The 20,740-nt window shown below is 67.7% G+C and carries 16 protein-coding genes and 2 riboswitches; of the genes, 12 read left to right on the top strand and 4 right to left on the bottom strand.

Annotated elements, in window-relative coordinates; all coding sequences use genetic code 11:
* Positions 1–61: 61 nt before the first annotated feature.
* On the bottom strand, positions 62–2,182 hold the full coding sequence (metG, locus tag JL37_RS20245; RefSeq protein WP_255352930.1) for a methionine--tRNA ligase: 2,121 nt from the start codon (positions 2,180–2,182) through the stop codon (positions 62–64).
* A 184-nt stretch (positions 2,183–2,366) separates the two neighbouring features.
* Complete coding sequence (locus JL37_RS20240; protein ID WP_043547098.1) at positions 2,367–2,642, bottom strand: hypothetical protein; 276 nt, start codon at positions 2,640–2,642, stop codon at positions 2,367–2,369.
* 101 nt (positions 2,643–2,743) lie between these two features.
* On the opposite strand from JL37_RS20240, the gene apbC reads away from it, so the two are divergent.
* From apbC to dcd, 4 genes are all read left to right on the top strand, one after another.
* A complete protein-coding gene (apbC, locus tag JL37_RS20235; RefSeq protein ID WP_043546332.1) occupies positions 2,744–3,832 on the top strand; it encodes an iron-sulfur cluster carrier protein ApbC in 1,089 nt (362 codons plus the stop codon).
* 3 nt (positions 3,833–3,835) lie between these two features.
* Positions 3,836–5,728, top strand: a complete 1,893-nt coding sequence (locus tag JL37_RS20230; RefSeq protein WP_043546331.1) for an autotransporter assembly complex family protein — start codon at positions 3,836–3,838, stop codon at positions 5,726–5,728.
* Positions 5,729–5,784: 56 nt separating this feature from the next.
* Complete coding sequence (locus tag JL37_RS20225; RefSeq protein ID WP_052097554.1) at positions 5,785–9,360, top strand: translocation/assembly module TamB domain-containing protein; 3,576 nt, start codon at positions 5,785–5,787, stop codon at positions 9,358–9,360.
* Between the two features lie 98 nt (positions 9,361–9,458).
* A complete protein-coding gene (gene dcd, locus JL37_RS20220; protein WP_043546327.1) occupies positions 9,459–10,022 on the top strand; it encodes a dCTP deaminase in 564 nt (187 codons plus the stop codon).
* 4 nt (positions 10,023–10,026) lie between these two features.
* Here dcd and JL37_RS20215 read toward each other — a convergent pair whose 3' ends face one another.
* Positions 10,027–10,878 carry a GNAT family N-acetyltransferase gene (locus JL37_RS20215; protein WP_043546325.1) on the bottom strand — a complete coding sequence of 284 codons (852 nt, stop codon included), beginning with the start codon at positions 10,876–10,878 and terminating at the stop codon, positions 10,027–10,029.
* Between the two features lie 161 nt (positions 10,879–11,039).
* Between JL37_RS20215 and JL37_RS20210 the strand changes: the two genes are divergently transcribed.
* Positions 11,040–12,284 (top strand): diguanylate cyclase, encoded by a 1,245-nt coding sequence (locus tag JL37_RS20210; RefSeq protein WP_043546324.1) that lies wholly within the window; start codon positions 11,040–11,042, stop codon positions 12,282–12,284.
* A gap of 9 nt (positions 12,285–12,293) precedes the next feature.
* Here JL37_RS20210 and JL37_RS20205 read toward each other — a convergent pair whose 3' ends face one another.
* Positions 12,294–12,812, bottom strand: coding sequence for a GNAT family N-acetyltransferase (locus JL37_RS20205; protein WP_043546322.1), 519 nt, complete (start codon positions 12,810–12,812; stop codon positions 12,294–12,296).
* A 114-nt stretch (positions 12,813–12,926) separates the two neighbouring features.
* On the opposite strand from JL37_RS20205, the gene JL37_RS20200 reads away from it, so the two are divergent.
* From JL37_RS20200 to gcvH, 7 genes are all read left to right on the top strand, one after another.
* Positions 12,927–13,379 carry a hypothetical protein gene (locus JL37_RS20200; protein ID WP_043546320.1) on the top strand — a complete coding sequence of 151 codons (453 nt, stop codon included), beginning with the start codon at positions 12,927–12,929 and terminating at the stop codon, positions 13,377–13,379.
* Between the two features lie 230 nt (positions 13,380–13,609).
* Complete coding sequence (locus JL37_RS20195; protein ID WP_043546319.1) at positions 13,610–15,871, top strand: arginine/lysine/ornithine decarboxylase; 2,262 nt, start codon at positions 13,610–13,612, stop codon at positions 15,869–15,871.
* Between the two features lie 23 nt (positions 15,872–15,894).
* Positions 15,895–17,097 (top strand): NAD(P)/FAD-dependent oxidoreductase, encoded by a 1,203-nt coding sequence (locus tag JL37_RS20190; RefSeq protein WP_043546318.1) that lies wholly within the window; start codon positions 15,895–15,897, stop codon positions 17,095–17,097.
* 140 nt (positions 17,098–17,237) lie between these two features.
* A complete protein-coding gene (locus JL37_RS20185) occupies positions 17,238–17,852 on the top strand; it encodes a superoxide dismutase (protein WP_043546317.1) in 615 nt (204 codons plus the stop codon).
* A gap of 30 nt (positions 17,853–17,882) precedes the next feature.
* Positions 17,883–18,776: a ZIP family metal transporter gene (locus JL37_RS20180; RefSeq protein ID WP_043546316.1), complete on the top strand. Its 894-nt coding sequence runs from the start codon at positions 17,883–17,885 to the stop codon at positions 18,774–18,776.
* 53 nt (positions 18,777–18,829) lie between these two features.
* Positions 18,830–18,925, top strand: a riboswitch (glycine riboswitch).
* A gap of 33 nt (positions 18,926–18,958) precedes the next feature.
* Positions 18,959–19,082, top strand: a riboswitch (glycine riboswitch).
* 86 nt (positions 19,083–19,168) lie between these two features.
* The gene (gcvT, locus tag JL37_RS20175; protein ID WP_043546315.1) at positions 19,169–20,269 is read left to right on the top strand and encodes a glycine cleavage system aminomethyltransferase GcvT; all 1,101 of its coding nucleotides are present in this window, start codon (positions 19,169–19,171) and stop codon (positions 20,267–20,269) included.
* A gap of 101 nt (positions 20,270–20,370) precedes the next feature.
* A partial coding sequence (gene gcvH, locus JL37_RS20170; protein ID WP_043546313.1) for a glycine cleavage system protein GcvH occupies positions 20,371–20,740 on the top strand: 370 nt, incomplete at its 3' end.

Here is a 20,740-nt window from a genome sequence, read left to right as displayed (position 1 = left end):
GACCAGGAACTCTCACCGATACGAGACGATCTGGCCGGGTGTCTGACACGGACGAAAAAGCTTAGCGCACGCGCATGCCGGGCTTGGCGCCGGGGAACGGTTCCAGCACGTAGATGCCGGCGTCGACCGCCTCATCCGCATGGCTGGCCGCCAGCACCATGCCTTCCGACACGCCGAACTTCATCTTGCGGGGGGCCAGGTTGGCCACCATGACGGTCAGCTTGCCGATCAGGTCTTCGGGCTGGTAGGCCGACTTGATGCCGGAGAACACGTTGCGGTGGCGGCCTTCGCCCACGTCCAGGGTGAGGCGCAGCAGCTTGGTCGAACCTTCTACATGCTCGCAGTTGACGATCTGCGCGATGCGCAGGTCGACGCGGGCGAAGTCGTCGATGGAGATGGTTTCGGCGACGGGTTCGCCGCCGGGCACGACCACGGGGGCGGCGGGCGGCTCGAACAGGTCTTCCAGCATCTGCGGTTCGACACGCTGCATCAGGTGCTTGAACGGCGCCACGCGCTGGGGCAGCACGGAGGCGTCGGCCCAGGTGAACGGGGCTTGCGCGCCGAAGAGCTCCAGCGCCACCCGTTCGGCCAGGGCCGGCAGCACCGGGGCCAGCATGACGGACAGCGCCTTGAAGCCCGCCAGCGAGCGCGAGCAGATGTCCTGCAGCGCGGCCTTTTGTTCGTCGCCGGCCGTGGCGATGCCCTTGGCCAGGATCCAGGGCTGCGCCGTGTCGAACGCCTGGTTGATGCGGTCGGCGTAGGCCATGATCTCGCGGATGGCGCGGTTGTACTCGCGGGCCTCGAACGCGGCGCGGATGGATTCCGCCTGTTCGGCGTATTCCGCGGCCAGCGCGGCCGTGTCGCCCGAATAGGCCAGGGCGCCGTCGAAATGCTTGGTGATGAAGCTGGCGGCGCGGCTGGCGATATTGACGTACTTGCCGACCAGGTCGCTGTTGACGCGGGCGATGAAGTCATCGGGGTTGAAGTCCATGTCTTCGACCCGCGCGTTCAGCTTGGCGGCGATGTAGTAGCGCATCCATTCGGCGTTCATGCCGAGTTCGAGGTAGCGCAGGGGCGAAATGCCGGTGCCGCGGCTCTTGGACATCTTTTCGCCGCTGACGGTGATGAAGCCGTGCACGTTCACGGCGTCGGGCGTCTTGCGGCCGGCGAACTTCAGCATCGCCGGCCAGAACAGGGCGTGGAAGTAGACGATGTCCTTGCCGATGAAATGGACCTGTTCCGTGCTGCCTTCGGGATCGAGCAGCGCGTCGAAATCCAGGCCCTTCAGCGCGCAATACGACTTCAGCGAGGCCAGGTAGCCCACCGGCGCGTCCAGCCAGACGTAGAAATACTTGCCCGGCGCGTCCGGAATCTCGATGCCGAAATAGGGGGCGTCGCGGGAAATGTCCCAGTCGCCCAGCTTGGCCTCGCCGTCGTCCGAGCCCAGCCATTCGCGCGTCTTGGCCAGCATTTCAGGCTGCAGGTGCTTGCCGCCGGCGGCGTTCGAGCCGGTGGTCCATTGCTGCAGGAACTCCACGCAGCGCGGATCGGACAGCTTGAAGAAGAAGTGGTCCGACGACTTCAGCACCGGCGTGGCGCCGGTCAGGGCCGAGTACGGGTTGATCAGGTCCGTGGGCGCGTAGACCGCGCCGCAGACCTCGCAGGAATCGCCGTACTGGTCCTTGGCGTGGCACTTGGGGCATTCGCCCTTGATGTAGCGGTCGGCCAGGAACATGCCCTTGACCGGGTCGTAGAACTGCTCGATGGAGCGGGTCTCGATCAGGCCCTGGGCCTTCAGCGCGCGGTAGATGTCGTGCGACAGCGCGACGTTCTCGGCGGAGTCGGTGGAGTGCCAGTGGTCGAAACGGATGTGGAAGCCGTTCAGGTACTGCGGGCGTTCCGCGGCGTAGCGGGCCACCAGCGCCTGCGGCGTGATGCCTTCCTTTTCCGCCTTCAGCATGATGGGCGCGCCGTGCGCGTCATCCGCACCCACGAAGTGCACCGTGTGCCCCGCCATTCGCATCGAACGAACCCAGATATCGGCCTGGATGTACTCCATGATGTGGCCGATGTGGAAAGATCCGTTGGCGTAGGGCAGCGCAGTGGTGACAAAAAGGGTGCGAGACATGGTTGTCGATGGAGGTTGAGGGAAAAAGGAGTTGGCCGGCCATTTTAGGGCAATGGCGGAGACTTGCCTGGCGGGGACGCCGGGGCGGGCCGACCATGACTTGGCCCGCCTGCCGCGCGGGGCGGATCAGGCGGGATTCAGGACGGGCGGAAGGAGGCGGCGGGAGCGGCGGCGATGCCGCCTGGCGAGCGCATGGAACTGCGGCCCGCTGGCGCCGCGGGCATCGGGAAAACCGCCGTCAGCGGATTTCGCGGGCTTCGACGTCGATCACGTCGCCGCGCGGCTGCGCGGCGAACGGAGCGGCGGCCGACTGGAACGGGCCGGGGCGGGCGCCCTGGCGCTGGCTCCAATAGGCGCGGACGCCGAAAGGCTTGCCGCGCACCTTGGCGACCACGTACAGGATCGCCACGGCGATGGCCGTGGAAAGCATGAACACCAGCGCCATCGCCATGCCGATCAAGGCCAGGGCGGCGAATAGGACGGCACGGAAGAAGCGGATAAGTGTGTTGGTCATGAAGTTGGGATGCAAAACGCAGCGAAAGGTTCCCGGGTATCCGCTATCCTTTAGGGGATGGCGGCGCGCAGAAGCCGCGCTGCCTACGGAACCACAGTGATATGAGTATAACGATAGAACACATCCGCGCCGCGCTGCGCGCCGCGCAAGACCCGAATACCGGTTTGGATTTGGGCGTTTCTGTAAAAGATCGTGACATTCAGCTGGGCGGCGGCCGCGTCGCGGTGTCGCTGGAACTGGGTTATCCCGCCGACCGCGCCAAGGATCAGGTGCGCGAAATCGCCGAGGCGGCGCTCGCCGCCGCCGGCGTGCAGGGCGCGCAGGTTTCCGTCACCTGGAAGGTGGCGGCCCACGCGGTGCAGAAGGGGCTGAAGCCGCTGCCCAACGTGCGCAACATTATTGCGGTGGCTTCCGGCAAGGGCGGCGTGGGCAAGAGCACCACGGCGGTGAACCTGGCCCTGGCCCTGGCGGCGGAGGGCGCCAAGGTCGGCCTGCTGGACGCCGACATCTACGGTCCCAGCGTGCCGACCATGCTGGGCATCTCGGGCCGCCCCGAGAGCCGCGACAACAAAACCATGGAGCCGCTGACGGGCCACGGCCTGCAGGCCAACTCCATCGGTTTCCTGATCGACGCCGATTCGCCCGCCATCTGGCGCGGTCCGATGGTGACGCAGGCCCTGGAACAGCTGCTGCGCCAGACCAACTGGCAGGATCTCGATTACCTGATCGTCGACATGCCGCCGGGCACGGGCGACGTGGCCCTGACCCTGGCGCAGAAGGTGCCGGTCGTCGGCGCCGTCATCGTCACCACGCCTCAGGACCTGGCCTTGGCGGACGCGCGCAAGGGCTTGCGCATGTTCCAGAAGGTCGAAGTGCCGATCCTGGGCGTCGTCGAGAACATGGCCATCCACATCTGCTCGCAGTGCGGGCACGCCGAGCACATTTTCGGCGAAGGCGGCGGCCAGCGCATGGCCGAGCAGTACCACACGCCCTGGTTGGGGAGCCTGCCGCTGACCATGGCGATCCGCGAGCAGACGGACACGGGCGCGCCGACCGTGGCCTCGGACCCGGGCAGCGAAGCCGCGGCGCTGTATCGCGGCATCGCCAGGAAACTGGCGGCCGGCGTCGCCGCGCTCCCGCGCGACATGGCCGGCAAGTTCCCGTCCATCGTCGTGCAGCAACCGACCTGAAGCATGCGGTGGGCAGCCCGCGCCTTCTTGGCAGGACTTTTCATGATGACGGGCGAGGCCTTGGCCAAACGCCCGGAAATCATCGTGGATCCCGGCGGCGTGCCGCCGGCCGCCCTGCAGGCGATCACCGAGGCGGTCGATGCGATCGCGCGGCTGGCGGAGGATCAGGACGGCGGTGAAATCAACCGCCTGCGCCGCCGCGCGCGCGACGCGACCCTGGCGGCCCTGGCCACCCAGGGCTATTTTTCACCCACGGTGAAGCTAGAGGCCGGCACCGATATCGGCGGGGAAACCTGGGACATCAGCATCGTTTCCGGCAAGCGCACCACCGTCTCGTCGGTGGATCTCAAATTCACCGGCCGCATCACCCGGCCGGAGTTCGCCCCGCGGGTGCAGAAGCTGCGCGACGACTGGCAGCTCAAGGCGGGGCAGCCGTTCATCAATAGCGACTGGAACAAGGCCAAGTCGACTCTGCTGGATGCGGTGTCTTCGCGTGACTTCATGCTGGCGCGCATGACGGCGTCGGAGGCCGAAATCGAGGCCGACGCGGCGTCGGCCGCCTTGCGCGTCACGATAGACAGCGGCCCCCAGGTCCGCATGGGAGAACTCACGACCGAAGGCCTGAAGCGGGTTCCCGAGAAGCTGGTGGAGCGCTATGTGCGCTATTCGCCGGGCGCCGCCTATGACCAGAACAAGCTGGACACCTGGCAGCAGGACCTGCAATCCACCGCCTTTTTCCGCGGCGCGTTCGTGTCGCTGGAGCAACCGGGCAACACGCAGCCGGCGCCCGCGCCCAACGCCGACCGCGCGCGCGCGCCGGGGTCTACCGACCTGGCCGCCGCCACGCCGGCGGGCGATCCCTCCGTGTCCGGCGCCATGCCGCCGCCACCGCCCGTCTACGACTCGAACGGCGAGGTGACCCTGCCCGTGCAGGTGCGGGTGGTGGAAGCGCCGCCCAAGCGTTTCACCGGATCGATCGGGGTGGACGACGAGGCCGGCCTGCGCGTGGAGTCGCTGTACCGGCAGAACGTGGTGTTCGGCCAGCCTGTCACCATGGAGACGGGCTTCAGCGTGGACCGGCTGCGGCAGCGCGCCTACACGGATTTCCTGTTGCCGCCGAACGAGCGGGGCTACAAGGATTCCTTCGGCCTCCTGTTCGACCATTCCGACATCCAGGGGCTGGATGTCACCCGTTACGCCCTGGGCGCGACGCGCCTGCAGGAACGCAAGGGCGCGGGCGACAGCCGGGTCGAATACGAAACCCGCTGGGGCCTGCTGCTGGCGCAGGACCACGTGAAGATCGATGGCGGCGACCAATACAAGCTGCCGACCCTGACCGCCACGGCGGAATGGCTGCGCCGCGACGTGGACAACAAGTACGACCCGCGCGAAGGCAACCTGATCGCGGTGGGCGGCGGCGTGGGCGTGACCCTGGACACCGGCGAACCCTATACCCGGGCCCGGCTGCGGGCCCAGAAATGGTGGCCCATCGGCAAGCTCGACGTGCTGACCGTGCGCGGCGAGGTGGGCCGGGTGTGGTCCAACAGCAAGGTCCGGGTGCCGGACGACTTCGGCTTCCGCACGGGCGGCGCGCGTTCGATCCGCGGTTACAAGTACCAGAGCATCGGCGTAGAGCAGGACGATGCCGTGGTGGGCGCGCCCACGCTGCTGGTCGGCAGCATCGAATACGACCACTACTTCAATGAACGCTGGGGCATGGGCGTGTTCGTGGACGCCGGCGATGCCGCGGAATCGTTCGGCGACATGTCGATGGCGGTGGGCTACGGCGTCGGCGCGCGCGTGCGCACGCCGGCCGGCCCCTTGTTCCTGGACGTTGCCTACGGCCAGCGCGACCGCGACCTGCGCCTGCATTTTTCCTTGGGGATCGCGTTTTGAAGGGCCTGCGCAAATTCCTGCGTCACGTGCTGGTGTGGTGGTTGCCGGGCCTGGCCATGCTGGCCGTGCTGGCGGGAGGGTTCCTGTTCTGGCTGGTCGGCTCGCAGAACGGGACGCGCCTGCTGCTGACCACGGCCGCGCAGCAATTGAACGGTCAGGCGCTGGATGTGAACGGCTCGCTGCTGCGCGGCGTGTCGGTAGGCAAGCTGGACCTGGACGTCGGCGGCACCCGCGTCGACCTCACCGATCTGCGGCTGGATGTGCACTGGCGCGCCCTGGGCGATCGCCTGCTGCACGTGCGCGAGGTGTCGGCGGGGGCGGTGCGCGTTGCCCTGGCCCCATCGACCGGCACGGAGCCGGAGGAAGACGACGGCGAGCCGTTCGCGTTGCCCTCGCTGCCGGTGGACATTGCCGTGGACCGGATCGCGCTGGGCGATTTCCAGCTGGAACAGGACGGCCAGCCCTTGCCGGTGAGCCTCGGCAGCCTGGACGCCACGTTCGCGGCGGGCAAGCAGGGCGCGCAGTTGCGCGTCGCCAGCCTGCGCGTGGGCCACGAAGCCGCGCAGGCCGACATTTCCGGCCAGGCCGACCTGCAAGGCATGGCCGACCCCTGGCCATTCACCGCGCGGCTCGACCTGACCGCGCGCGGAACCGGCCCCGATTCCCCGCTATGCGAGGCCGACAAGCTGAGCAGCGTATATGACCGCCCGGCGGGCGCCGGCAAGAAGCCCGATCCGAAGGCGGACGCCAAAGCCGATCCCAAGCCGGACTCCCCCGAGCCGCCCCGGCCCGCCTGCCAGGTGGTGCTGCGCGCCGATGCGGCCGGTTCGCTGGATGGCATCCAGGCCAAGCTGGACGGCGAGGGCTCAGGCCTGCTGTTGGATGTGACGGCCGATCTGGCGCCGCGCACGGCGCTGGTCCTGCGCAGCGCCCGGGCACGGGCGCAATTGCCCGACAAATCCACTCTCGCGGCGCAACTCGACCTGCAATCGGATAGCGCGCAAGGGGCGGGCCGCGACCGCATCGCGGGCACGATAAGCGCCCAGCGCCTGGATCTGTCGCCCTGGCTGGGCAAGGACATCCCGCCCGCGGTGCTGACCGTGCGCGGCGATGTGCAGGCCGACATCGAGAACCTCAGCCAGTTGCGCCATGCCGCGGCGGACCTGCGTTTCGAAGAGGGCTCGCGCTGGAACAAGCAGCCTCTGACCGGCGCGCTCAAGGCCCAGGTGGACATCGCCGCGCCGGCCGATGCCGCGGCGCCCGCCGCGCCCGAGGCCGATCCGCTGGCGGGCCTGCGCATCCACGGGCTGGACGTAGACCTGAAGCTGGGACGAAACCGCATCCAGGCCACGGGCGAGCTGGACGCCAAGGACGGCGCGCTGACGCTGGATGCCAAGGCGCCCCAGCTGGATGCGTTCTGGCCCGGTATTCCCGGCGGCGCGGAACTGAAGGGCAAGCTGGCGGGCACGCTGGCCGCGCATCGCGGCGAGCTTGCTGCCGCCTACACGCCGCCCAAGCCGCGCGCGGGCGTGCTGGGGGAAGCTCCCGCCAAGGCCAACATCGCTTTTACCGGCGCCTGGGGCAAGGGGCCGGCCGGCGCGCCCGATGCCGCCCTGCCCGGGTGGCGCGGTTCGTTCTCGCGGCTGACGGCCGAGACCGCCGGCTTTGCGGTGGCGGTGGACCGGCCGGTCACGCTGGCCTACGTGCCGTCCGCCGTGGAGCCGCAATGGCAGTGGCAGGTCGGGCAGACGGCGCTGAGCCTGACGCTGCCTGGCAAGGAGCGCGTGGTCCTGGCGCACCAAGGGTCGCGAGGCGGCGGCAAGCGTTGGGAAACCGCTGGCCAGGCCGACAATCTGGTGATCACGGCCGCCATGGCGCGACAGGTGATCGGGGCGCTCAATCCCGAAGCTGCGGCCAAGCTGGGCAAGCGGCCGACCCGCGTGAACGCGATGGTGCCTGAGGGCCAGCGCCGCATTGCGCTGGACGTGCTGTGGGACCTGAAGTTCGACGGCCGGCTGGGCGGGAAGGCGCGCATCGCGCGCCGCGAAGGCGACCTGCTGATCCCGGGCGATCCCCCCATCCCGCTGGGGCTGAAGGCGCTGGTGTTGGACCTGACCGCCACGCCGACCTCCGCCAACGCCAGCCGCCTGGACGCCAAGGTCAATCTGGCCACCGACAAGATGGGCCTCATCAACGGCAGCGGCACTGCCGTGCTGGTGGTGGACGCCAAGGGCGGCATGGCGCTGGATCCCCGGCAACCGCTGCGCGCCAAGCTGGACGCCGACATCGCCGACCTGGCCTGGGTGGGGCTGTTCGTGGGGGACTCGATGGAGGTGGGCGGCTCGCTCAAGGCCAATCTGGAAGCCCAGGGCACCTTGGCCGGCAAATGGTCGGCCAGCGGCAACATCCGCGGCGAAAAGTTGCGCGTGGTGCGCATCGACGACGGCGTGCGGCTGATCGATGGCACCTTGTCCGCGCGCCTGGACGGCGACCGGGTGGTGCTGGAGAGCCTGCGTTTCCCGGCTTCGCTGCGAGTGATGCCGGCCGAGTGGCGCACCAAGGAATGGATCACGACCAATCCCGAGGCCAAGGGCGGTTACGCCGAGGCCAAGGGCCAATGGAATTTCATCGACGGCGGCGGCGATATCCGGCTGACGCTGCACCGCTTCCCGGCGTTGCAGCGTTCGGACCGTTACGCCATGGTGTCGGGCGTCATCGACGTGAAGGCGGCCATGCCGCGCATCGACATCGTGGGCGACCTGAAGGCGGACGCGGGCTGGTTCAGCCTGGAGATCCTCCAGGGCGTGCCGTCGCTGGACGACGACGTCAAGGTGCGCCGCCCGGGAGACGATCCCGGCACGGTCTCCACGCCGCTGCAGACCAGCATGAACCTGAAATTCGACATGGGGCCGCGCTTCTACATCACCGGCATGGGGCTGGACGCCGGCCTGCTGGGCTCCATCCAGATCCTGCTGCAGGATGGCCGCCTGACCGGCGTGGGCGCGCTGCGCACGCGTGGCGGCGGCATCGAGGCGTACGGCCAGAAGCTGCGCCTGAGCCGCGGCACGCTGACCTTCCAGGGCCGCCTGGACAATCCGCTGCTGGACATCGAAGCGCTGCGCACGGGCGAACAGGTCGAGGCGGGCGTCAAGGTGGTCGGCACCGCGCAGCGGCCGCGCATCGACCTGGTTTCCTATCCGGACGTGAGCGACGTGGAAAAGCTGTCCTGGCTGCTCCTGGGCCGCGGCCCCGATGAAAGCGGCGGGGACGCCGCGCTGCTGATGTCGGTGGGCACGGCGCTGCTGGGGGGCGGGCAGCCGTTCTACAAGCAGTTCGGGCTGGACGACGTCAGCATCAAGACCGGCAACATCGGCAGTTCGGGCAGCATCCTGCCCGACCGCACGGTGGCTGGCGACGTGAACCGCGACAGCGACAGCCAGTTGGCCACGCAATTCCTGGTGGCCAGCAAGACCTTCGCCAACGGCATCACCCTGAGCGTCGAGCAGGCGCTCTCCGGCACCGATACCGTGGGCCGGGCCAGCTACCGGCTGGCGCGCGGCCTGTCGGTGGACCTGAAAGGGGGCGCGGTCAACGGCATTGCGCTGGTCTACCGGACCTTCTGGGGCAACTGAAGCGAAGCCGGGCGGCTGCCCCGCCCGGCCGCCGCCGGCAGCGCGCCCGCGCTCGGGATAAAATGGTGCCCATTCCACTCCCTAGCACCATTCCCACCATGAGCATCAAGAGCGACCGCTGGATCCGCCGCCAGGCCGAAGCCGGCATGATCGAACCCTTCGAACCGGGGCAGGTCCGCACGGCCAATGGCGGGCGCATCGTCAGCTACGGCACCAGCAGCTACGGCTACGACGTGCGCTGCGCCGATGAATTCAAGATCTTCACGAACATCAATTCCACCATCGTCGATCCCAAGAATTTCGACGAAGGCTCGTTCGTGGACTTCAAGGGCGATGTCTGCATCATCCCGCCAAACTCGTTCGCGCTGGCCCGCACGGTCGAATACTTCCGCATTCCCCGCAGCGTCCTGACGGTCTGCCTGGGCAAGAGCACCTACGCCCGTTGCGGCATCATCGTCAACGTCACGCCGCTGGAGCCCGAATGGGAAGGCCACGTGACGCTGGAGTTCTCGAACACCACGCCGCTGCCGGCCAAGATCTACGCCGGCGAAGGCTGCGCGCAGATGCTGTTCCTGGAAAGCGACGAGATCTGCGAGACGTCCTATCGCGACCGCGGCGGCAAGTACCAGGGCCAGCGCGGCGTGACGCTGCCGCGCACCTGAGGCCTCAGCCGGCCGGCGCTTGCGCCGGCCGCAGGTAATCGATATCCCATTCGCTTTCGGCGGTCTGGACGAATCCATGCCGGCGATAGAAGCGGTTCGAATCGCTGCCGCGCAACGCGCCCACGCGCACCGGCAAGCCAAGGCGGTCGGCGTCTTGCAGGATACGCCGCAAGACCTGGCCGCCCAGGCCTTCTCCCTGGGCGCAGGGCCGCAGATACAGGTGATCCAGGCGCAGGCCGTCGCCATCCGGGCTCAGCGCGTAGAAGCCCACCCGCTGGCCGTCCAGCTCGATGGACCAGGTATGTTCCGGCCGGAACGTGCCGCGCAGGCGTGAGCGCGCGCGCTCCGGATCGAAGCGCCCCAGGCGCTCCAGGCTTTCGCGCATGGCTTCGATGCGCAGCGCCAGCAGCGCGTCGAAGTCCGCTTCTTCGACGGGTTCATACCTGATGTCGGCCACCGCCAGCGCGTCGTAGCCCCGGCCCAGGAACTGCAGGATGCATATGCCGTGCCCGTAGGGGTCGCTCAGATGCGCAATGCGGCCCCATTCGTGCGATACGGCCGGGTCTTCCAGGCGCGCGCCAGCGGCCACGGCCCGCTCGACCGCCAGGTCCGCGTCCTCCACCACCATGTCCAGGTGAACGGGCGTCCAATGCCTGGCGTAGTCGCGCGGCTGCCGCGCGGCGCCTGCGGCGGGCGTTCCGGCCGCCTTTTCCAGCAGGTAGATGGGGGCTTCGGCGCCGCGCATTTCGGCGGCCTTGGGGCCCAGCCGGCGCTGCAGCCTCAGGCCGAAGGCGCGGCGATAGAAGTCGATGGCATGTTCCAGATCGGGCACATCGATATTGACCAGGATACGCATGGAAGTTTTCCTTCGGGTATGGCGGAAAACATAGCATGGGCGCCAGGCCCGGTGTTGCGCGGCGGGTGCTAAAGAACCCCTCGCCGCGTCCGTAAATGACTTTATATGTGTTTGCCGATCTGGCGACGTCATTTCCGCAAGCGTGAGCAAGGCCCCGATCCGTGCGTTACCCCCATGTCCCCTGGCTGCCCCTGTTGTTCTATCCCGCGCTGCCGGTGGCCGCGGCGGTGGCCCTGCTGTTGTGGCGGGAATGGCCGCCGACGCTGACGCTGATCGTGCCGTTCATGCCTTGGGCGATGGCGCTGATCTGCGCGGCCACTTGTTTCATGTACCAGCGTTCGCAGACGCTGGCGCTGACGCTGTGCGTGCTGGCCGCCACGGCGGCCTGGCCGGCGCTGGGACAGGATGCGCCCTGGGCGCTGGGGCCCGCCATGGCGTGGTGGTCGCTGGTCTACGCGGTCAACGCCCTGTGGTCCGAGCGCTCCAGCATGCTGGTGGACACCGCGGCGCGCGTGGGCCTGATGGCGCTGGGCGCGGCGGCGATCGCGCTGGCCGGCAAGGAAGGGATGCCCGCGGCGCTCGGCGTGCTGACCGTCCAGGGCCGGCTCGCCCATCTGAACGTGCCGATCGAGGGGCTGGTCGCATTGCTGGCCACCGGCCTGGCGCTGACCCTGCTGCTCCTGCGCTACGGCCGGCCGCAGCAGGCCGGGCAATGGCTGGGCTTCGTGTGCATGGCCTGGGCCTTGCCGCGCGGCGCGCAGCATCCCGTCGAACTGGCGCTGATGTCCACTGCCGCGCTGACGGCGCTGTGCGTGTCGCTCGCGCACGAAGGTTTCCACATGGCCTTCCTGGACGAGCTGACCGGCCTGCCGGGCAGGCGCGCGCTGAACGAAAGACTGCAGCGCATGGGAGGGCGGGTTTACGCCCTGGCGATGGCCGACGTGGACCACTTCAAGGCGTTCAACGATACCCACGGCCATGACGTCGGCGATCAGGTCCTGCGCATGGTGGCCGCGCAATTGCGCCGGGTGCCGGGCGGCGGGCACGCCTACCGCTTCGGAGGAGAAGAATTCACGCTGGTGTTTCCCGGCAAGACCGCGGCGGAATGCAAGCCGCACCTGGAAAGCGTCAGGCGCGCCATCGAGGCCTACCAGATGCGCTTGCGCGACAAGCCGGCCCGTCCCAAGGCCGACCGGCTCGGCATGCGCCGGCGGAGCGGGCGCGACGGGCCCAATGCGCGGCCGCTGCGCGTGACCGTCAGTGTGGGAGTGGCCGAACGCAGCGAAGCGCTGCGCGGGCCGGAAGCGGTGATCAAGGCGGCCGACCAGGCGCTCTACCGGGCCAAGGACGGCGGCCGCAACCAGGTGTGCCTGTACAGCGTGCGGCGGCGGGCCGGCGCGATTTGAGCGTCGGCGCTACTTGCCGGCCAGCGGCAACGACATCAGCGTTTCGTCGTAGAACCTGCCGTTCACGCATAGCGCTTCGCGCTCGCATCCGTATTCGGTGAAGCCCAGGCCCAGGTACAGGGCGGTGGCCGCGGCGTTGTTCGAAGTCACGCTCAACTGCACGTGGCGGATGCCGCGCATGGCCCCGGCGTGCGCGATGGCCGCGCGCATCAGCAGTTTCGCCAGGCCCCGGCCGCGCTGGGCGGGCGCCACGTACATGCTCCAGATATGGGCCTTGTGCCGCATCTTCAGCATGCGCTGCCGGCCCACGCCGACGATGCCGGCAAGCGCTGCGCCGTCGAAGACGCCGAACATCGCACCGTCGTCCGCCGGCGCGATCCAGGCGCGGATGTCCTCCAATGTCAGGGTGTGTTCCTCTTCGTAACTCGATCCGAACGATTCGGGCGTTTCCACAAGGGCGTCCAGGCGCAATTGGCGCAGGGCTGCGGCGTCCGGGGGAGCGAGGCGTCTGACCTGGGGTGAGGACATGGGGAGCAAGTGTTGGGAATAGGTAACGTTTTGGGAGCGCTCGGGACAGTATAGAGGGGCGGCTTGCCTATAATGAATCCAATGCCGCTTGCGGTTTTCACAAAGGAGCCACTGATGTTCGGTTTCCTCAAGATAAACCAGGACGCCAAGCGCAACGAAGTCCAGGAAGAGTTCGTGGCGCGCGTGGCGGATGCCGCGCAGGACTTTGTCCAGGCAGCCGGCCAGACCGGCGCCGTGCTGGACTACTCGCCTTCCAGCGTCCATGCGCTGGATGAAGCGCTGGAGGCCGCCCACCTCGGGACCCTGCCTCTGACCCCCATGCAGACCGTCGGAGCTGCCGCCTACCTCTACGAGGTGGGCCGCCGCGCGCATGGCGGCCTGTACGAAGTCTGCGACGACGAAGACCCGGTGGTGCTGGTCTGCGGCGGACCGGGAACCGAAGTCTGCTTCGGCGCGATCGCCAAGGTCGAGCGCCGGATCCGCTACGGCGCCACCGAGGCGATTCCGCCTTATTTCGAGCAATTCGTGACGGCGCTGCAGGCGGGCGAGGCCCGCACGATCCGGTAGCGCCAGGGCTGTTGTCTCCGCCCGGAAGCGCGCTTTTTGGCGCGATGACAACGGCCGCGCATCCCTTCTGGGGATTTCCCGTAGGACTGTAAGAAAAACAGCCCTACAATTCCGCCATTCCCGCCTCCCCGGCGGGTGCTCGCGCCGTCTGTCATCAGGCGGATTTTTACTAGCTGTACACTCGCGCCGCGATACGCGTCCGATTCCGCCTTGCCCCCAGGAGCGCCCGCATGAAATTCCGCTTCCCCATTTTCATCATCGACGAGGACTACCGTTCCGAGAACGCGTCCGGCCTGGGCATCCGCGCCCTTTCTGCCGCGATCGAGGCCGAGGGCGTCGAGGTGATCGGGGTGACCAGTTATGGCGACCTGAGTTCGTTTGCCCAGCAGCAGAGCCGCGCCAGCGCCTTCATCCTGTCGATCGACGATGAAGAGTTCGACGTGGATTCGCCCGAGGACGTGGCCAGCGCCATCAAGAACCTGCGCGCGTTCATCGGCGAGCTGCGCTTCCGCAACGCCGATATCCCCATCTACCTGTACGGCGAGACGCGCACCTCGGAGCACATCCCGAACGACATCCTGCGCGAACTGCACGGCTTCATCCACATGTTCGAGGACACTCCCGAATTCGTGGCGCGCCACATCATCCGCGAAGCCCGCAGCTACGTCGACAGCCTGCCGCCGCCGTTCTTCCGCGAGCTGGTGAAGTACGCGCAGGACGGTTCGTACTCCTGGCACTGTCCCGGCCACTCGGGCGGCGTGGCGTTCCTGAAGAGCCCCGTGGGCCAGATGTTCCACCAGTTCTTCGGCGAGAACATGCTGCGCGCCGACGTCTGCAACGCGGTCGACGAACTGGGCCAGCTGCTGGACCACACCGGCCCCGTGGCCGAGTCCGAACTGAACGCGGCGCGCATCTTCCATGCCGACCACTGCTTCTTCGTGACCAACGGCACGTCCACCTCGAACAAGGTGGTGTGGCACGCCAACGTCGCCGCCGGCGACGTGGTCGTGGTGGACCGCAATTGCCACAAGTCCATCCTGCACGCCATCACGATGACGGGCGCGATCCCGGTGTTCCTGCGTCCCACGCGCAACCACCTGGGCATCATCGGCCCGATCCCGCTGGAAGAATTCCACCCGGACAGCATCCGCAAGAAGATCGAGGCCAATCCCTTCGCGCGCGAAGCGGTCAACAAGAATCCGCGCATCCTGACGCTGACGCAAAGCACGTACGACGGCGTGATCTACAACGTGGAAATGATCAAGAAGCAGCTGGGCAGCTATGTCGATACGCTGCACTTCGACGAAGCCTGGCTGCCGCACGCCTCGTTCCACGAGTTCTACCAGGACATGCACGCCATCGGCCAGGACCGCCCGCGCAGCCAGGACGCCATGGTGTTCGCCACGCACTCCACGCACAAGCTGCTGGCCGGCATTTCGCAGGCCTCGCAGATCATCGTGCAGGAGTCCGAGACCCGCAAGCTGGACCGCAACGTCTTCAACGAAGCCTACCTGATGCACACGTCCACCTCGCCCCAGTACGCGATCATCGCGTCCTGCGACGTGGCGGCCGCCATGATGGAGCCGCCCGGAGGCACCGCGCTGGTCGAGGAGAGCATCCGCGAAGCCATGGATTTCCGCCGCGCCATGCGCAAGGTGGAATCGGAGTTCGGCAAGAACGACTGGTGGTTCAAGGTCTGGGGGCCGAACCGACTGGTGCCGGAAGGCATCGGCAACCGCGACGAGTGGATCCTGGAGTCCAACGACCACTGGCACGGCTTCGGCGACCTGGCCGAAGGCTTCAACATGCTGGATCCGATCAAGGCCACGGTCATCACTCCGGGCCTGGACATGTCCGGCAGCTTCGGCGAAACCGGCATCCCCGCCGCCCTGGTCTCCAAGTACCTGACCGAGCACGGCGTGGTGGTCGAGAAGACTGGCCTGTATTCGTTCTTCATTCTGTTCACCATCGGCATCACCAAGGGCCGCTGGAACACGCTGCTGACCGCCCTGCAGCAATTCAAGGACGACTACGACCGCAACCAGCCGCTGTGGCGCATCCTGCCGGAATTCTGCCGCGACCATCGCCGCTACGAGCGCATGGGCCTGCGCGACCTCTGCCAGCAGATCCATGAAGCCTACCGCGAGCGCGACGTGGCCCGCCTGACGACCGAGATGTACCTGAGCGACATGGTTCCGGCCCTGAAGCCGTCGGACGCGTTCGCCCGCATGGCGCACCGCGAGGTCGAGCGCGTCGACATCGACAAGCTGGAAGGCCGCGTCACCGGCGTGCTGCTGACCCCGTACCCCCCGGGCATTCCGCTGCTGATTCCGGGCGAGCGCTTCAACCGCACCATCGTCCAGTACCTGCAGTTCGCGCGTGAGTTCAACCAGCGTTTCCCCGGCTTCGAGACCTATATCCACGGCCTGGCCGATGAAGTGGGCCCCGACGGCGAAAAGCGCTACTACGTTGACTGCCTGATCGAAGAGTGAGGCCCGGCGGGCCTGGAGTCCTGATGTTCGATGTAGCCGTACTCGGCGCCGGCGCCGCTGGCATGATGTGTGCCGCGGTGGCCGGCCAGCGCGGCCTGCGCGTGGTGCTGGTCGACCATGCCAGCCGCCTGGCGGAGAAGATCCGCATTTCGGGCGGCGGCCGCTGCAATTTCACCAACATCGGGGCCGGGCCCGCCAACTTTCTTTCCGACAATCCGCATTTCTGCCGCTCGGCCCTGTCGGGCTATACGCCGCAGGATTTCCTGGCGCTCCTGAAGCGCCATGGCATCGCCTGGCACGAGAAGCATCGCGGCCAACTGTTCTGCAACGATTCCAGCGAATCCATCATCGACATGCTGCGCGTCGAATGCGATGCGGGCGGCGTGCAATGGCGCATGAATTGCCCGGTGGCCGAGATCGGGCATGGCGGGCAGGGCTTCGAGCTGCGTACCGCGCAGGGGCCGATCCGCGCGGCCAAGCTGGTGGTCGCCACCGGCGGCATGGCCATCCCCCAGTTGGGCGCCACCGACTTTGGCCTGAAGATCGCGCGGCAGTTCGCCCTGAAGGTCGTGGAGCCCCGCCCCGCGCTGGTGCCCCTGACCTTCGATCCCGCGCAATGGCAGGCCCTGTCCGAATTGTCGGGCGTGGCGCTGGAGGTCAACCTGCACACCGGGCAGGGCAAGGCCCGCGGCGAATTCCTGGAAGACCTGCTGTTCACGCACCGCGGCCTGTCGGGGCCCGCCATTCTGCAGATATCCAGTTTCTGGAAGCCGGGCGAACCCATCGTGGTGGACCTGGCGCCGGGCCGCAACATGGCCGAGGAACTGTTGCAATCGAAATCCGGCAACCGGCAGCAGCTCCATACGGTGCTGGGCGGCCTCTGGCCCAAGCGCCTGGCCGACCGCTGGCTGCACCTGGCGGAGCAGAAGGGCAAGCCGGGGCTGGCGGCGCTGCGCCTGGCCGACGCGCCGGACAAGACCTTGCGCGGGCTGGCTCAGGACATTCATCAATGGACGCTGGTGCCCAGCGGGACCGCCGGCTACAAGAAGGCCGAGGTGATGCGCGGCGGCGTGGACACGCGCGGCCTGGACCAGAAGTCCATGCAAGCCAAGACCACGCCCGGCCTTTACTTCATCGGCGAGGCCGTGGATGTGACGGGATGGCTGGGCGGGTACAACTTCCAGTGGGCCTGGGCGTCGGGCGTGGCTTGCGGCAAGGCGCTGTAGTCCGGGCGGAAGGGCGATAGCGCGGGGCCATGGCAGGAATCGGGGTCCTGCCATTGTGATATTAAATAAAAATAAATATCATTTATGTTTTCGATATTGATCAAGGCCTTCTTCCGAGGGCCGATCCGACGGAGACATGCATGGCCTATACCCTTCCGCCCTTGCCGTACGCCTATGACGCCCTGGAGCCCCATATCGACTCCATGACGATGGAGATCCACTACAGCAAACACCACCAGACCTACGTCAACAGCCTGAACGCCGCGCTGGAAGGGGCGGGGCTTCCTACCGACGAGCCCGTCGAGGCGCTGGTGTCGCGCCTGGACCAATTGCCCGAGGCCGTCCGCGGCGCGGTGCGCAACCACGGGGGCGGACACGCCAACCACAGCCTGTTCTGGTCCGTCATGTCCCCCGAGGGCGGAGGCGAGCCCGATGGCGACCTGGCCGCGGCCATAGAGGCCGAGCTGGGCGGTATGGCCGCCTTCCGGGACGCCTTCACCAAGGCCGCGCTGACCCGCTTCGGAAGCGGCTGGGCGTGGCTGTCGCTGACGCCGGCCGGCAAGCTCACCGTGGAAAGCAGCGCCAACCAGGACAGCCCGCTGATGCAGGGCAACACGCCCATCCTGGGGCTGGACGTCTGGGAGCATGCCTATTACCTGAAGTACCAGAATCGCCGGCCGGAATACATCGCCGCCTTCTACAATGTCGTGAACTGGCCGGAAGTGGCGCGCCGCTACGCAGCGGCCAAGCGCTGAGCGCGTCTTTCGCAAGGAGGGCAGCGGCATATGAATACCTTCAGCCGTCATCGCGTGCGGCCGGCGGCCACCAGCATCAGTGTCTGGACGCTGGCAGTGCTGGTGTCGTGCCTGGGCCTGCACCAGTTGTGGGCGTACCTGGACGTGCGCGCGCCGCACGTGGCGGATGCGCTGCTGGGCGGCCTGGTCGCCGCCGCCGCGACGGCGCTGGGGACCGTGCCCATCCTGTTCGCCCGCAGCATTCCGCAGAAGATGCAGGACAGCATGTTCGGCTTCGGGGCCGGCGTGATGCTGGCCGCCAGCGCTTTTTCGCTGGTGGCCCCGGGCATCGCCGCGGGCCGCGACCTGGGCTACGGCCCCTGGGGCGCGGGCCTGACGGTGGGCGCGGCCGTGCTGCTGGGGGCGGCCGTCCTGCTGCTCATGGACCGCACGCTGCCGCACGAGCATTTCATCAAGGGCAGGGAAGGGATCGAAGCGCACCGGCTGCGCCGCACCTGGCTGTTCGTGTTCGCGATCACGCTGCACAATCTGCCGGAAGGCCTGGCCATCGGCGTGGGCTACGCGGGCAATGACCCGGTGCGCGGCACGGCGCTGGCGACGGGCATCGCCATCCAGGACATCCCCGAGGGGCTGGTCGTGGCCGTCGCGCTGCTGGCGGCGGGCTACCAGCGCGCGTTCGCGGTGGCGCTGGGGATGCTGTCCGGGCTGGTCGAGCCGCTGGGAGCCGTGCTGGGCGCCGCCGTGGTCGGCTGGTCGGAGCCGATGCTGCCCTGGGGCCTGGGTTTCGCCGCGGGGGCGATGCTCTTCGTGATCAGCCACGAAATCATCCCGGAGTCGCACCGCAAGGGGCACGAGGTCTACGCCACCTGCGGCCTGATGCTGGGCTTCGTGCTGATGATGCTGCTGGACACGGCGCTGGGCTAGGCCGCGCGGGCATTCCCTGGCGGCGGCTTTCGTTGTATGCTTTCGCCGCTGTCACGCATGTTGCGGGAGAGAGCGGCCTGTATCCCCGGCCGCCGCCGAAGGCGCAATTCGCCCGGAATCGCTCAGGTAACCCATACCGCCCATGCTTGCCCTGTCCCGGTTTTCACCGCGCGGACGCGGCAAAACAGCACTCTGGAGAGACCTGGCGCCGCCCCTGAAACAAGGGACACAGCGAGCAGCCCAGGCGCCGAAGGTGCAAACCCGCGTTGCGGGGCAACTCTCAGGCAAAAGGACAGAGGGGCGGAAGATTCAGCCGTTGTGCAGGCGCAGCCCGCTTGGCACCACCGGCATTCCGTAACCCTGGCAACAATGCCGTCCCGGAGTTCCCGCGCATGTCCGCACCCCTCAAACGCACCCCGCTGGCCGAAGAACATATCGCCTCTGGCGCCCGAATGGTCGACTTCGGCGGCTGGGACATGCCCCTGGCCTACGGCTCGCAGCTCGAAGAGCACCATGCCGTGCGCCAGGACGCCGGCATGTTCGACGTTTCGCACATGCTGAACGTCGACATCGCGGGCCCGGACTCCTTCGCTTTCCTGCAGCGCCTGGTCGCCAACGACGTGGCCAAGCTGACGGTGCCCGGCAAGGCCCTGTACAGCTGCATGCTGAATCCGCAGGGCGGCGTGATCGACGACCTGATCGTCTACTTCTTCGCCTCCGACGAATGGCGCGTGGTCGTCAACGCCGGCACGGCCGAGAAAGACATCGCCTGGATGCAGCGCGTGAAGCAGGCTGGTGGTTTCGACGTCGCCATCACTCCGCGCCGCGACCTGGCCATGGTCGCCGTGCAGGGCCCCAATGCCCGCGCCAAGGTGTGGGCCGCGCGCCCGGCCTGGAAGGCCGCCACCGAACCGCTGACCCCCTTCGTCGCGGCCGTGGTCGGCGACGACACGCTGGTGGCCCGCACGGGCTACACCGGCGAAGACGGCTTCGAGATCGTGCTGCCCGCCACCGAGGTCGTGCAGCTGTGGCGCGACCTGGCCGCCCAGGGAGTGCGTCCCTGCGGCCTGGGCGCGCGCGATACGTTGCGCCTGGAAGCCGGCATGAACCTCTACGGCCAGGACATGGACGAACTGATCCAGCCCGGCCAGGCCGGCCTGACCTGGACGGTGTCCTTGAAGGACGCCGAGCGCCGCTTCATCGGCCGCGAGGCGCTGGAGCAGTTCGCCACGCCGGCCGCGTTCCTCGGCCTGAAGCTGCAGGAGCGCGGCGTCATGCGCGCGCACATGGCCGTGCGCACCAAGGACGGCATGGGAGAACTCACCAGCGGCACCATGTCGCCCACCCTGGGCGTGTCGATCGGCTTCGCCCGGCTGCCGCAAGGCGTGCGTCCCGGCGATACGGTCGAGGTCGATATCCGCGGCAAGTGGGTGCCCGCGCTGGCATGCAAATTGCCGTTTGTCCGTAACGGCAAAGCGGTCGAACACTCGTAAACTCGAAGCTTCGCGCGGCTGGCGGCCCCTCCCGGGCGACCTGGCCGTCCGCGCGAGGCGCGCAACACCATTCATCTACCCGCATTCCCTCAGGAGTTCCCATGAGTCTGCCCACCGATCGCAAGTACACCGAGTCCCATGAATGGGTCAAAGCCGAAGGCGACGTGTTCGTCGTCGGCATCACCGATACCGCCCAGGACCAGTTGGGCGACCTGGTCTTCGTCGGCGACGTGAAGGTCGGCGCCAAGCTGAACGCCGGCGAGACCGCTGGCGTGGTCGAATCGGTCAAGGCCGCTTCCGACATCTACGCGCCGGTGGCCGGCGAGATCGTCGCTTTCAACGAAGAGCTGGAAAACAACCCCAACCTGATCAACGAATCGGCCTTCACCGCCTGGATCTTCAAGATCAAGCCGGTCAACGCCGCCGATGCCGACAAGCTGCTGGACGCTGCCGGCTACGAGGCCGTCGCCA

Source organism: Achromobacter sp. RTa, from assembly GCF_000757485.1.
Taxonomy (GTDB): Bacteria; Pseudomonadota; Gammaproteobacteria; order Burkholderiales; family Burkholderiaceae_B; genus Achromobacter.
This window is presented reverse-complemented; position numbering and strand designations above follow the sequence as displayed.